This window comes from Aquimarina spinulae (genome assembly GCF_943373825.1).
Taxonomy (GTDB): Bacteria; Bacteroidota; Bacteroidia; order Flavobacteriales; family Flavobacteriaceae; genus Aquimarina; species Aquimarina spinulae.
Genome location: NZ_CALSBP010000002.1, coordinates 3,507,305 through 3,521,782 on the forward strand (window position 1 = coordinate 3,507,305; position 14,478 = coordinate 3,521,782).

Consider the following 14,478-nt stretch of genomic DNA (forward strand, 5'->3'; position numbering starts at 1 on the left):
GGAATTATTATTCAGGTATTTCTGAAAAGAAAATGATTTATTGTGTAAAGACTATAGTTTTAAGTAAAAAGTAAACTTACCCGAAATATTATCCTCAAAACGAGGGAGATGATAGGCACCATAGCGATAGGCAAAACTAAGCCCAAAACCGGCAAATAATTTGTTGATTTCAAATCCTGATTCTTGATATCCATGTTGCAAAGACGAAAAATTTACCCCTTGATGGTTTTCAAGATTGCTAACATCTCCGATGGCATAGCGCGTTATAAAAACGAGTTCTGGTTTAAACCAATTTGTGATTTTTACAGGTTTAATTCTATGTTTGACCTGTAATGTTGCCAGCCTGTCATTAAAAAATTCACCAAAATACATAGTTTCAAAAGTCCTTCTACCGGCTACAGAAAATCGTTGAAGTACTGTTTCTTTGGTCGGAGCATTAGGATAAGCGTGATACAAATGTGTGAGTGGGATATCTCCAGAAGCGATATCTGCTTCAAATAAAACACTCGTTTTAGATTGATTAATACGGTTAATGATATATTCTGCCTTTAAACCTATTTTGCTATAAGAGAAATTACTATCAAATACACCCTTGAAACCTTGCGTATATTGTGCTGTAATTTTGGGATATCCATCATGAATTTCTTTATATCGATTAGGTGTTTTTAGAAATTTACTAAATGGACTCCATCTTAATGCTATTGTAGCTTCTGCTGTTTTATATCCCGAAAATAGATTTCCATCATTTAGATATTGATACCCTCCTGTTTGATTTATATTACTCATAGAAAGTTGAGTTTCTGAAAGTAGTTTAGGAAATATCTGCTGCTGCAAACTAGCACTCCAGGTTCTGTGCTTGTAATAGAAATCTATATTTACCAAACGAGGCTCGAATAAAGAATATACTCTTCTGTCTGTAAGGTAAAGGAAACTGCCTACTTCTCTAATATCATCGGTATAATTAAAATTAAACCATGAGTTTGATTTTTTATTTACTAATAAACCTCCTCCTATACCATATTTGGATTTTGAATCTCTAAATCCGTAAACAAAATATCCTTCTAATCTAAATTGATTAGAGAATTTTGTGTTTGTTAAGCCACCTATTCCTAGCCGCAACCCTTCATAATTATTGTATTTTATAGGGTAAGTGAGATCAAAATTGAAAAATCCTACAGGATAATATCCAATATTAAAACTTTGGATAACATCAATTCTGCGTTCTATGTTTTGTGCTTTTACAATGCTATCTATGACTTGAAACGAGTTTAGATCTTTTTCTGTAATCGCACTAGTACGATATTGATTCCAATAAGATTCAGATCTATTATTAGCTTCGGGATCTATGCTTATTGTAGCTTGGTTTTGTTTAATGTCTTGACTAGTATCTAATTTGATATCAAATAAGTCTGTTGTAGAAACTAAAAAATCATTATTTCCAGAAGAATTTTTTTTATCGTTTCCTAATCTTCCTACAGAGATTCTCCCTCCAAATAAGCTTACTTTTTGTCTTCCATTTCCTGGTCTTATTGTGATTTCTTGTTTGGTTGGGAACCAGCTTTTTTGTTCAGAGAAATATTTAAAACTATGAGTTGCCATCACATTAAGTTCGCCTCGTAATTCTATAATAGCTTTTTGAATTCCTAATGATTTTGTATCTATATATAATACGCCTTCTAAACTTGCATAATTTTTAGATTTACGAGGTTGAAAAAGAATGACGTAAGCTGGGTTTTTACCCTGTACAGTATCGAGAACCTTATAATAATAATTTCTAAGAGCCCTGTTTGATAATGGTCCTATGTATTTATTGTTAAAAATCGTGTAATCTTCATCATAAAGAGAATTAGATTGTATTTTGATTCCCAGTACATTATAAATAGGCTCTTTAAAACCACTCATTCGAGTTGCTAAAACGGTCTCTTTTTCGCCGGCATTTTTTCTAAATTGGTGTAAACTTATTTTTTCTGAAAGAAAGGAATGAGCTTTGTTAAATAGATGCTCCATATCGACACTAGTAGTGTCTAGAGTGTTTAATTGAGCTTGATTATCTTCTGTGATTTTTAGTTTGTTATAACTTTTATAACTAAAATTACGTAAAATCTTTTTTGGATTATTTTTGTTTTTCCTACGTATGGCTTCAATAATAAGTTGAGCTGCAACGTTTTCGGGAGTATCTAATTTTACTGTCTCGAGATTTTCCTCTTTAGTACTGAGTCGGACTTCTATTTTTTCTGAATTTTTTGATGTAATTAAAATGGTCTTTGTTTGATATCCTAGATAGCTTATAGTAAGATTAACAGGGTAGGTATTACATCGTATAACAAACTCGCCCTTAACAGAAGTTAAGGCGTATGAAGAATTACTGGTTTTTATAGTGGCAAATGGCAAAGGTTGATTAGAACTTTCATCAATGACAATACCGTTAATACTAACTTGAGAAATTAAGACAAAGTGTACAAAAAATAATAAACAAAAAAATTTGTTCTGCATTATACCAAATAGGTTCAAAAAAGGCGAAGATACAAAAAAAGCGTTTCTAATAAGAAAACGCTTTAGTTATAATTTCTATACATTAAGAATTAAACTGTCATAATTTCTTTTTCTTTATGACTAAGCATTTCATCAACTTTTTTAATGTATGTATCTGTTAATGTTTGAATATCTACTTCAGTGTTTTTCGCCAAATCTTCTGATAGACCTTCTTTTTCTAATTTTTTAATCTCATTATTGGCGTTTTTACGATCATTACGTATACCAACTTTAGAATCTTCTGCTTCAGCTTTTGCTTGTTTCGCAAGATCTTTACGGCGTTCTTCTGTGAGAGGAGGAACACTAATGATAACGCTTTCGCCATTATTCATTGGGTTAAACCCTAAATTAGCTACCTGAATACCTTTCTCAATCTCAGGAATTACAGATTTATCAAAAGGCTGAATTGTAATGGTTCTTGCATCAGGAGTAGTTACATTTCCTACCTGGTTTAACGGAGTAGGAGAGCCATAGTACTCTACCATTACACTGCCTAACATAGCAGGAGATGCTTTACCAGCTCTGATATTGAGTAATTTTTTTTCTAAATGAGTAATTGCTGCTTGCATTGACTCTTTGGTCGAATCTATAATAAAATCTATTTCTTCGTTCATGTTTTAGTTCTTTTCTTCTGACAAATCAAAAAATAAGCCAATATGATTAAAGGTTTACTTGAGTACCTATAGATTCACCAGAAACTACTTTTAGTAAATTCCCGGCTTTATTCATGTCAAAGACTATTATAGGTAATTCATTTTCCTGACTTAATGTAAATGCTGTTGTATCCATCACTTTCAGACCTTTTCGTAAAACATCGTCAAATGATATGAAATCAAATTTTGTGGCATCAGCATTTTTTTCTGGATCAGAGGTGTATATTCCATCAACTCTTGTGCCTTTTAGAATAACGTCTGCATTAATTTCTATAGCTCTTAGCACTGCGGCAGAATCAGTAGTGAAATATGGATTTCCTGTTCCTCCACCAAATATTACAACTCTTCCTTTTTCGAGATGACGCATTGCTCTTCGACGTATAAAAGGTTCTGCAACTTCATTAATCTTTACTGCAGATTGTAATCGAGTAGGTATTTCGGCATCTTCAAGAGCACTCTGTAGGGCTAGTCCATTAATAACGGTTGCAAGCATACCCATATGATCTGCTTGAACTCTATCCATTCCTTTACTGGCACCTGCAACACCTCTAAAAATATTACCTCCACCTATCACAATAGCAACTTGTACGCCTTTTTCTGTAATTTGTTTGATTTCATGGGCATACTCTGCCAATCTTTTAGGATCAATTCCATATTGACGATCACCCATTAGAGCTTCGCCAGATAATTTAAGTAATATTCTTTTATATTCCATTATGAGATTTAACTGTGGTGCAAATATAGCGATATTCTTAATTTAGAAAATAGTTTGGATTATAAAGGTGGATTTTTAAGTTAAATAGTCAAATGTTAAAGTTTAAAAACTATTAAAAAAAGGGTGGTTTTCCCCTATAAGGGGTATTGATTCGTGTTGAATTATGTTATAGGTTTGCATCAAGGAAAACAAAAAAGGTGTTGGGGATGATAAATGTTTTTAGAAAGGAAATTGAACGTTTTTAATAAATAAATACGATGTAAGTGTTTATATAGGCTAATTGGGGAGTTAGTTTGTATTGGGGGTAAGTTTTGGAAGAAATTCTAAACTTATAAACGTTGGAAACCAGAAAGAAAATATTTTGAAAATGATGAATAAAAAACCGCTTCTATAATAGAAGCGGTTTTTATTTTTTTCAGATACGTCTGAATACTATATGATTTTTAGATTAACCCAAAGCTACTCTTTCAAAAGCAACTACAGATACATCGCCAAGTGTTTTTACATAATCAGCAACACTTTTCTTTTCATCTTTAATGAAATTTTGGTCAAGAAGACATTGTTCCTGATCTAAAGTAGTATTATCAGAAATAAATCTTTCTAATTTTCCTGGAAGAATTCTATCCCAGATTTGCTCAGGTTTACCTTCTGCTTTAAGCTCTTCTTTCAGCTTTTCTTCTGCTTGCGAAATTACATCATCAGTCAATTGAGATCTTGAAATAAATAGAGGAACATTTTTCAATGTTTTTCCTAATCTGCCAAGTTCAATATTCTCTTTTTCGATTGCTGCAATTCTTGCTTGAGTTTCTGAAGCAACATATTCTGGATCAAAATCTTTGTAAGACAATGTTGTCGCTCCCATAGATGCTACTTGCATAGAGATATCTTTGGCAAGTGTTTCTGCATTATCTATCTCGGTTGATAAGCCAGTTAGAGCACCGATTTTATTTCCGTGTATATAGGATCCTACAAAAGGAGCTTCTAGTACTTTAAAATCTCCGATTTCGATTTTTTCTCCAATAACACCAGTTTGTTCAGTAAGTTTTTCCTGAACGGTCATACCATTAAAATCTGAAGCTAAAAATTCTTCTTTAGAAGAAGTGTTAAGAGCTACTTCTGCTAGTTGTTTTGCTAAAGAAACAAAAGAGTCGTTTTTTCCTACGAAATCAGTTTCACAATTAAGAGAAACGATTACTCCTTTGTTTTTTGAATCATTAACTTTTGCAATAACTGCACCTTCAGAAGATTCTCTATCTGCTCTTTTATCAGCAATTTTTTGTCCTTTTTCTCTAAGGATCTTGATTGCTTTGTCAAAATCTCCTTCAGCCTCAACAAGGGCTTTTTTGCAGTCCATCATTCCGGCACCTGTAGCTTTACGCAATTTACTTACTTCGGCTGCTGTAATATTTGCCATATCTTTAAATATTTAATGTGTAAAATGTATTGTTTGTATAAAAAACAAGTCGTTTAGTTAGTACTGCAAAAGTAAAGAACCAAACGACTTATCAATTTTATATTAAAGTTAAGTTTTATCGCAGAGATATAAACTTAACTTCGAATTTTAATAGATATACAATCTATTTGTTTATTCTTCCTCTTGCTTTGCAGCTTCGGTTGCCGGAGCTTCTACTGTAGCTTCAACCTTTGCAGGTGTTTCAACTTTTGCAGGTGTTTCAGCTTTTACTGGAGCTTCAGCTTTTGCTTCCTTTTTAGGAGCCTCTTTTTTAGGGGCTTCTTTTTTAGGAGCTTCTTTTTTAGGAGCTTCTTTTGTTGCTTTTCTTTCGCTTAGTCCTTCTATAACAGCATCACTAACATAAGTCATAACTTTGTCTATAGATTTAGAAGCATCATCATTTGCAGGGATTACATACTGCACCTGACGTGGATCAGAGTTAGTATCAACCATTGCAAAAATAGGAATGTTTAATTTTTGAGCTTCTTTTACCGCGATATGTTCGCGAGTAATATCTACAACAAATAATGCCCCAGGTAGACGAGTCATATCAGAAATAGAACCTAAGTTCTTTTCTAATTTTGCTCTTAAACGATCTACTTGTAAACGTTCTTTTTTAGATAGTGTATTAAAGGTACCGTCTTTCTTCATTCTATCGATAGAAGCCATTTTTTTGACTGCTTTACGAATAGTAACAAAGTTAGTAAGCATACCACCAGGCCATCTTTCTGTAATGTATGGCTGATTAGCTTTACTTGCTTTTTCGGCTACGATTTCTTTAGCTTGTTTTTTAGTCGCAACAAAAAGGATTTTTCTGCCGGACGCTGCTATCTTTTTTAAAGCTTCACCAGCTTCATCAATTTTTGCAGCAGTCTTATATAAGTTAATGATGTGAATGCCATTACGCTCCATATAAATATATGGTGCCATATTTGGATCCCATCTTCTTGTAAGGTGACCAAAGTGTACACCTGCATCAAGTAATTCTTTTACTTCGATATTGTTTGCCATTTTTGTAATAGTTTACGTTCTGTTGAATTAGCAATGCCCAAGTGGCTACTTTTTGTATGGCCTTGTGCATTTAGATGCTAAACTAACCCCTCACGAATTGAGGTAACAACAAATACTGTTTTAATAAATTAACGTTTAGAGAACTGGAATTTCTTACGAGCTTTCTTCTGACCGAATTTTTTACGCTCTACCATTCTTGGATCTCTGGTTAACAAACCTTCTGGTTTTAGGATTGATCTGTTTTCTTCGTCTAATTCACATACCGCTCTTGATATTGCTAAACGAACAGCTTCTGCCTGTCCAGTAACTCCTCCACCATATACATTTACATTTACATCGTATTTGTCCTCATTACTTGTTAAAGTTAAAGGCTGATTTACTTTGTATTGTAAAGTAGCAGTAGTGAAATACTCATTAAGGTCTTTCTTGTTAACCGTAATTTTTCCAGAACCATCCTTAAGATATACTCTGGCTACAGCCGTTTTTCTACGACCAATTTTGTGAATAACTTCCATTACTTAAATTCGTTTAAGTTAACAGTTTTAGGTTGCTGAGCTTCCTGATTGTGATCTGCTCCTGCATATACCTTTAAATTACGAAATAAAGCTGCACCTAGTTTGTTCTTAGGTAACATTCCTTTTACCGCTTTTTCGATTAAACGCTCTGGATTTTTGTCATACAATTCCTGAGCAGTAAGACTTCTTTGCCCTCCAGGGTATCCAGTGTGACGGATATACGATTTATCAGTCCACTTTTTTCCTGTTAAGTTGATTTTCTCGGCATTGGTAATGATAACATTATCACCGCAATCAACGTGTGGGGTAAAGTTAGGCTTGTGTTTTCCTCTTAGTAGTAATGCAACTACAGAAGAAAGACGCCCTAAAGTCTGTCCTTCAGCATCTACATGCAACCATTCTTTTGTAACGGTAGCTTTGTTGGCAGATACTGTTTTGTAACTTAATGTGTCCACACTAATTATTTTTACTTAATTAAACATTCCTTTTCCTATATAAAATAGGGGTGCAAATGTACAATTATATATTTATATAGCAAACAGGTAATAGATATTATTTTTAAAGTATGATGCATTGGTTTTCAGTGATATTGATGTAATAAGGAGTTGTCTTGTTTGTTTTATGTTCAATAATCACCTTCTCCTGTTAATTTTTTACTAAAAAATGGCATAAAGTGTGACAAACTAAAATAATTTCTGTCATCTTAGTTATATCAATCATCAAACTTCTAATCATCATGAAATGTTATACCTATTTATTGGTACTCTTTTTGGTTCCTATTATTTCTACTGCGCAAGATTCTACTAGTACAGTTAAAAAACGAATTTATACTACAAAATTACTTAATAATGCCGAAGGATTAACAATTAATGGTTTAATTGATGAACCCGGTTGGGATGTGGTAGAATGGGCTGGTGATTTTATTGAAAATCAACCTGATGAAAATACGCCACCAAGTCAAAAGACCAAATTCAAAATTGCATATGATCAGAAATATCTATACGTAGCTTATCGATGTTATGATACCGAACCAGATAAAATAGAAAAAAGACTATCGAGAAGAGATGGTTTTGCGGGAGATCGTATTACACTTATCTTAGATACATATCATGATAAAAGAACAGCGTTTTCTTTTACTATAACAGCTGCAGGAGTGAAAGGAGATGAGTTCGTTTCACGAAATGGAGATAATTGGGATAGCAGCTGGAACCCAATATGGTATGCAGCAAGCAATATAGATAATGAAGGGTGGACCGCAGAAATAAAAATACCTTTAAGCCAGGTAAAATTTGGTAAAAGCAAAGAACAGGTATGGGGGCTTCAGGTAAACAGACTGTTTTTTCGAAAAGATGAGCGATCAGTTTGGCAACGAATCCCTAGAGATGCTCCTGGATTTATAAGTGAATTTGGAGAGTTGCATGGTTTGATTAATATCGAAGCACAAAAACAATTAGAAATCCAGCCATTTGCAGTAACACAATTTGATACGTATCCCGAGGAAAAAGGAAATCCATTTAGAGATGGTCAAGATTTTAAATTGAATGGAGGGTTAGATGCAAAAATCGGAATCACAAATGATCTAACTTTGGATCTAACTGTAAATCCTGATTTTGGCCAGGTCGAAGCTGATCCTGCCGCTATTGCATTAGATGGGTTTCAGATTTTCTTTAGAGAACAACGACCTTTTTTCGTAGAAAATAAAAATATTTTTGATTACCGTTTTGCCAATAACCAGGATAATTTGTTTTATTCTCGTAGAATAGGAAGAAGCCCACAAGGATCAATTTCGGGAATTGATAATGAATTTATCGATAAGCCTACCAATACTACAATTCTTGGAGCTGCAAAATTTAGCGGAAAAACCAAAGATGGATGGTCTATTGGTGTTTTAGAAAGTGTAACTTCTAGAGAGATCGCCAAAATTGAAGACGAAAATGGTAATAAGAGAGAGGCCATTGTAGAGCCTCTAACAAACTATATGGTCGGTAGGGTGCAAAAGGATTTTAATCAACGCAACTCATTTATTGGAGGAATTATAACGGCTACCAACCGAAATCTTGGGGACACCTTTGATATTGATGAAGATGACCCAAATACAGACGAGACATCAGAAGTAGCAGGAACAAGAGAAAATAATCTTAATCTTCTTCGTAAATCAGCATATACAGCAGGGTTGGATTTTAGACATAATTGGAGAGATAGAAAGTATTTTATCGAAGGTAATATTGTAGCTAGTCACGTAGAAGGTTCTAAAGAATCTATCGAAAAAACCCAGAATTCACTTACACATCTTTTTCAGAGGGTAGATGCAGGTCATGTAGAATTAGATCCCAATAGAACTTCATTAACCGGAACTGGTGGTAAACTTAGAGGAGGGAAATCCGGAGGAGGAAATTGGAGGTATGGAGCAGGAGTGTTCTGGCGTTCTCCCGAATTAGAATTAAATGATATTGGTTTTTTACGTCAGGCAGATGATATCAGACAATTTGCAAATCTTCGTTATCTTTTCTTAAAACCTACCAAATTTTATAGAAGAGCTAATGTTAGATTTAGTCAATCATCGGCATTTGATTTTGAAGGTAACTATAATCGTATTCAATATGTGTTGGGCGGTAATATAGATTATCAAAATAATTGGTGGACAGAAGTTGAGATGATTCATAAACCTCGTATTTTTACAAATACCGTTCTACGAGGAGGTCCTAGGTGGAGATTTTCTCAAGAAAATATAGGAGTGTTATTTTTTGGATCTGATCAAAGAAAGAAATTTAATTTTACTGTCGGTCATGTGAATTCATGGACAACAGATAATAATTTCTCTTTTAGAAGATATGTATTGAGACTTAGGTATCAGCCATTTAACTCGTTTAGTATGTCTTTAAATCCAGAGTTTGTAGAGAACCCTAATAAAACACAGTATGTTACAGATGTTGATTTTAATGGTACTCCAAGATATATAACTGCTAAAATAGATCAGAAAACTTTAAGTGCGAGTATACGGTTAAATTATAGTATTAATCCTAATCTTACTATTCAGTATTATGGGCAACCGTTTATATCACGAGGAAGATATACCGATTTTAACTATGTTAATAATGCAGTTGCCAAAAACCTAGATGAGAGAGTAACATTATATGATCAGGATCAGATTTCGTTTGCAGATGATGAGTACTCTGTAGATGAGGATAGAGATGGTACTGTGGATTATACTATTAGTAATCCAGATTTTGCATTTGTTCAGTTTCGTTCTAACCTGGTGCTACGCTGGGAATATATTCCGGGTTCTGAAATATTTTTGGTTTGGTCACAAGGTATTACCGGGGATGGAAACCCTTCTGATGATCTCTTTAGAAGTTTAGATAATCAGATTCTGAATCAGCAGCCAGAGAACACATTTTTAATCAAAGCAACATATCGATTTGTATTATAAAGTTTCTGAAAAAGTTTTTATACAATAAATAATATTAAACGTATTTTGCGACCCTATAGAATGTCGTAATATGAAATATTTTTATGCTGTGTTTACTTTAGTTTTTTTGGTGGCATGCACTACATCAAAACCTAAAGAAAGAGTTGTTGTAACAAATGAGAAACCAGAAATATCAAAAAAGGACTCGGTATCTTTCTTCTTAGAGCATTACGAGAAGTTTTTTGCTACTAATTTTAATGTTTCAGAATGTCCTGGAGCAGCTGTTGTTGTGGTTAAAGGTGATACTGTTATTTATGAAAAAGGTTTTGGAGTAAAAGAAATTCATACACAAGATTCTGTAGATGTAAATACAGTTTTTAGAATTGCAAGCTTATCAAAAGGTGTAACAGCAGTTTTGGCGGGGAATTTAGTAGATCGTGATGAACTACAATGGGATCAAAATGTTAGAGAATCGGTAAAAACATTTAGTTTAAGAAATAGTGAACAGGCAGATCGGCTTAAAGTAAATCATTTATTATCGCATACAACAGGACTTTACCCTTATACATATACTAAGCTTATACAAAAAGGATGGTCTTTAGAGCAAATTATCAGAAGTTTTAAAAGAAAAGGAGTTGTATCTAAGGAAGGAGTAGATTACGAATATCAAAATGCAATATTTTCGGTTATTGAAAAAATAATGGAAAACCAAACCGAAAAATCGTTTGAAACCCTTCTTAAAGAGCGAGTGTTTGCTCCGGCAGGGATGCATACAGCATCAAGTACATATGCTGCAATAAGAAAGAATGATAATGTAGCTCTTCCTCATAAATATAATCATTATTCAAAAAAATATGGGGTTACAGAGATTCATAAAAACTATTATAATGTAGCTGCTGCAGGAGGAATTAATGCATCAATCTCTGATATGGGGGAGTATTTAAAAGTATTACTTGGATATCGCCCTGATATTATTTCAAAAGAAAGCCTTAGTGATATTTTTAACCCTATTATTTGTACTAGTGATGAAGATACATATGTTAATTTGTGGGACGGGGTAACAGATTCTTATTATGCAATGGGGTGGCGAGTTTTGGATTACAGAGGTAGAAGAATACTATATCATGGGGGTAATGTAAATCAATATAAAACCCAATTGTTGATTGATCCTGATAATGATATAGGTGTTTGTGTATTATTTAACGGCCCCAATCCATTTAATGGGCCGGTGATTCCTACTTTTTTAAATTATTATGATTTTTATAAAGAAATAAGCCAAAATCAACAAGTGAAATGATTTTGGCTTTTGAGCTTTCTTAACTGTTCGATTAATATTTTTAGTGAGCCTCTAGCCAGTCTTTACCCAATCCAAGATCTACATCTAATGGAACTTCTAAAGTGTACGCATTTTCCATTTCGGTTTTGATTAAGACTTTGATCTCTTCCAATTCGGGTTTAAAAACATCAAATACCAATTCATCATGCACCTGTAGTAGCATTTTGGTTTTATAGTTTCCTTCTTTTAGTTTTTTATGAATATTGATCATTGCAATCTTGATAATGTCAGCAGCACTTCCTTGAATAGGGGCATTTACTGCATTTCGTTCTGCTGCACCACGAACAATTGCATTTGCAGAGTTAATGTTTTTTAAATATCGGCGTCTTCCTAAAACCGTTTGTACATAACCATTTTCTCTCGCAAAATCTACCTGTTCACTCATGTAGTTGCGTAGCTTTGGGTATGTTTTATAATACGTATCGATTAATTCTTTAGCTTCACTTCGTGAAAGACTGGTTTGGTTACTTAATCCAAAAGCCGAAACTCCATAAATAATTCCAAAGTTTACTGTTTTGGCATTGCTACGTTGCTCTCTGCTAACCTCTTCTATGGGAACATTAAATACCTTTGCAGCAGTAGAAGCGTGGATATCTTCACCATTTTTAAAAGCCTCAATCATAGTTTCTTCTTTGCTTAAAGCTGCAATGATCCTTAATTCTATTTGAGAATAATCTGCCGCAAGTAGTGTGTGTTCTTCATTTCTGGGAACAAATGCTTTTCTTACTTGTCGTCCTCTTTCTGTACGAATAGGAATGTTTTGTAAATTAGGATTGTTAGAACTTAAACGTCCGGTGGCAGCTACCGTTTGCATATAATCTGTATGAACACGCCCGGTATTTTCGTCAACCTGTGTTGGTAATGCATCAACATAAGTGCTTTTTAATTTAGACAAACCACGAAAATCCAATATGTTTTGAATAATATCATGATCTTTTGCTAGATAGGATAATACGTCTTCGGCAGTAGAATATTGACCTGTCTTTGTCTTTTTGGGTTTGTCTACCAATTTCATTTTTTCAAATAATATAACACCCAATTGCTTTGGTGAAGCGATGTTAAATTCTTCACCAGCTTCTGTGTAGATCTTTTGCTCTAATGTTTTAATATCGCTATCTAGTTCTTCAGAAAGAGATTGTAAAAAACCTTTATCCAGGTTAATTCCTTCGATTTCCATATCGGCCAGAACTCTTAGTAATGGAATTTCAATATCCTTGAATAAAGAGACCGTTTTTGCTTCGGTAAGCTCGGGTGCAAAATGTTCTTTTAGCTGAAAAGTAATATCTGCATCCTCTACCGCGTATTCGGTTTGCTTATCTATTGGTACTTGTCTGAAGGATAGTTGGTTTTTACCTTTTTTGCCAATTAATTCAGTAATAGAAACCGGAGTGTAATTAAGGTAAGTTTCAGCAAGCACATCCATATTGTGTCTCATGTCTGGATTGATGAGATAATGAGCTAACATCGTATCAAACAGTGTTCCTTTAACTTCGATATTATATTTTGCAAGAACTTTGATGTCATATTTTAGATTTTGACCAATTTTTGTGATATGTTCAGCTTCAAAGAAAGGTCGTAGTTGTTCGATCAATTCTTGTGCTTCGTTACGATCTTCCGGAAAAGGAATGTAAAAACCTTTTCCTGCTTCCCAGGAAAAAGCAATCCCTACCAATTCTGCAATTAGTGGATTAAGACCAGTAGTTTCGGTGTCAAAACAAACATGCTCTTGCTTTAATAAATTTTGAAGAAATAATTTCATTGCCATTCCCGGAGCAATGCTCTGATAGAAATGTTCGGTATTAGCAATAGTTTTTCTGCTGGAAAAAGAAACAGCTTCACCAGATTCCTCGGTTTCACCAAATAATGAAAATTGACCTGCTCCAGCTTGTGTTGTTTTCTTTTTTGAAGTAGAACTACCTGAAGTCTGAGCAGATGTATTAGTTTCTTCTCCCGAAAAAATCTTAATAAACTGATCTGTAAGCCTTCTAAACTCTAATTCTTCAAAAATGGTATGTACTTTTTGCGCATCAGGCTTAGTAAATTCGTAATCATCGGCATTAAAGGTTACATCACAATCTAAAATAATGGTTGCCAGTTTTTTAGAAAGAAGACCTAATTCTGCATTTGCTTCTACTTTTTCTTTCATTTTACCTTTTAGCTTATCGGTGTTAGCTAATAAGCCTTCCATAGAACCGTATTCTGCAAGAAATTTTTTGGCAGTTTTGTCACCAACCCCCGGCAATCCAGGGATATTATCCACAGCATCACCCATCATACCTAGATAATCAATAACCTGCTCTGGTCGCTCTATCTCAAATCTTTTTTGAACCTCTGGTATTCCCCAGATTTCGATTCCATTTCCCATTCTGGCAGGGCGATACATAAAAATGTTTTCAGAAACTAATTGCGCATAATCCTTATCAGGAGTAACCATATAAGTTTGATATCCTTCTTTTTCGGCTTGTTTGGCGATGGTGCCAATTAAATCATCTGCTTCTACACCTGCTTTTTCTATGATAGGAATGTGCATGGCTTTTAATATTTCCTGAATTATAGGTACAGCAATTTTAATGGCCTCGGGGGTTTCATCTCGATTAGCCTTGTACTCAGGAAAAATTTCTAATCGATCTTTACTCCCTTGCTTGTCAAATGCAACAGCTAAATGATCAGGTTTTTCTCTTTTAATAACATCGAATAAAGAATTTACAAAACCTAAAATTGCAGATGTATCCTGCCCTTTTGAGTTAATTCTCGGGTTTTTAATAAGTGCATAGTACCCTCGAAAAATAAGAGCGAAAGCATCCAGAAGAAAAAGACGTTTTTGTGACATGATGTGAGTTAAATTTTTAGAAAT

General features: G+C 33.9%; 10 protein-coding genes. 2 read left to right on the forward strand and 8 right to left on the reverse strand.

Annotated elements, in window-relative coordinates:
* Window positions 1-51: 51 nt before the first annotated feature.
* The 7 genes from NNH57_RS20540 to rplM form a co-directional block, all read right to left on the reverse strand.
* Window positions 52-2,493, reverse strand: coding sequence for a DUF5686 family protein (locus NNH57_RS20540; RefSeq protein ID WP_108807930.1), 2,442 nt, complete (start codon window positions 2,491-2,493; stop codon window positions 52-54).
* Window positions 2,494-2,582: 89 nt separating this feature from the next.
* Complete coding sequence (gene frr, locus NNH57_RS20545; protein WP_074409716.1) at window positions 2,583-3,146, reverse strand: ribosome recycling factor; 564 nt, start codon at window positions 3,144-3,146, stop codon at window positions 2,583-2,585.
* Window positions 3,147-3,192: 46 nt separating this feature from the next.
* A complete protein-coding gene (pyrH, locus tag NNH57_RS20550; RefSeq protein ID WP_025666892.1) occupies window positions 3,193-3,900 on the reverse strand; it encodes a UMP kinase in 708 nt (235 codons plus the stop codon).
* Between the two features lie 448 nt (window positions 3,901-4,348).
* Window positions 4,349-5,314 (reverse strand): translation elongation factor Ts, encoded by a 966-nt coding sequence (tsf, locus tag NNH57_RS20555; RefSeq protein WP_074409715.1) that lies wholly within the window; start codon window positions 5,312-5,314, stop codon window positions 4,349-4,351.
* A gap of 171 nt (window positions 5,315-5,485) precedes the next feature.
* On the reverse strand, window positions 5,486-6,364 hold the full coding sequence (gene rpsB, locus NNH57_RS20560) for a 30S ribosomal protein S2 (RefSeq protein ID WP_108807929.1): 879 nt from the start codon (window positions 6,362-6,364) through the stop codon (window positions 5,486-5,488).
* Window positions 6,365-6,492: 128 nt separating this feature from the next.
* Window positions 6,493-6,879 carry a 30S ribosomal protein S9 gene (gene rpsI / locus NNH57_RS20565; protein WP_074409713.1) on the reverse strand — a complete coding sequence of 129 codons (387 nt, stop codon included), beginning with the start codon at window positions 6,877-6,879 and terminating at the stop codon, window positions 6,493-6,495.
* On the reverse strand, window positions 6,879-7,334 hold the full coding sequence (gene rplM / locus NNH57_RS20570; protein WP_025666888.1) for a 50S ribosomal protein L13: 456 nt from the start codon (window positions 7,332-7,334) through the stop codon (window positions 6,879-6,881). Before rplM ends, rpsI begins: the two co-directional genes overlap by 1 nt.
* A gap of 281 nt (window positions 7,335-7,615) precedes the next feature.
* Between rplM and NNH57_RS20575 the strand changes: the two genes are divergently transcribed.
* Together NNH57_RS20575 and NNH57_RS20580 are read left to right on the forward strand one after the other, a co-directional pair.
* Window positions 7,616-10,309 carry a DUF5916 domain-containing protein gene (locus tag NNH57_RS20575; protein ID WP_108807928.1) on the forward strand — a complete coding sequence of 898 codons (2,694 nt, stop codon included), beginning with the start codon at window positions 7,616-7,618 and terminating at the stop codon, window positions 10,307-10,309.
* A 70-nt stretch (window positions 10,310-10,379) separates the two neighbouring features.
* Window positions 10,380-11,585, forward strand: coding sequence for a serine hydrolase domain-containing protein (locus NNH57_RS20580; protein WP_108807927.1), 1,206 nt, complete (start codon window positions 10,380-10,382; stop codon window positions 11,583-11,585).
* Window positions 11,586-11,625: 40 nt separating this feature from the next.
* On the opposite strand, the gene polA is transcribed toward NNH57_RS20580, so the two are convergent.
* The gene (gene polA, locus NNH57_RS20585) at window positions 11,626-14,457 is read right to left on the reverse strand and encodes a DNA polymerase I (RefSeq protein WP_108807926.1); all 2,832 of its coding nucleotides are present in this window, start codon (window positions 14,455-14,457) and stop codon (window positions 11,626-11,628) included.
* Between the last annotated feature and the right edge of the window lie 21 nt (window positions 14,458-14,478).

Bases quoted from the DNA above. Each gene is read 5' to 3' on its own strand.
- NNH57_RS20540 (WP_108807930.1), bottom strand. From the start codon at position 2,493: ATGCAGAACAAATTTTTTTGTTTATTATTTTTTGTACACTTTGTCTTA.
- frr (WP_074409716.1), bottom strand. From the start codon at position 3,146: ATGAACGAAGAAATAGATTTTATTATAGATTCGACCAAAGAGTCAATG.
- pyrH (WP_025666892.1), bottom strand. From the start codon at position 3,900: ATGGAATATAAAAGAATATTACTTAAATTATCTGGCGAAGCTCTAATG.
- tsf (WP_074409715.1), bottom strand. From the start codon at position 5,314: ATGGCAAATATTACAGCAGCCGAAGTAAGTAAATTGCGTAAAGCTACA.
- rpsB (WP_108807929.1), bottom strand. From the start codon at position 6,364: ATGGCAAACAATATCGAAGTAAAAGAATTACTTGATGCAGGTGTACAC.
- rpsI (WP_074409713.1), bottom strand. From the start codon at position 6,879: ATGGAAGTTATTCACAAAATTGGTCGTAGAAAAACGGCTGTAGCCAGA.
- NNH57_RS20575 (WP_108807928.1), top strand. From the start codon at position 7,616: ATGAAATGTTATACCTATTTATTGGTACTCTTTTTGGTTCCTATTATT.
- NNH57_RS20580 (WP_108807927.1), top strand. From the start codon at position 10,380: ATGAAATATTTTTATGCTGTGTTTACTTTAGTTTTTTTGGTGGCATGC.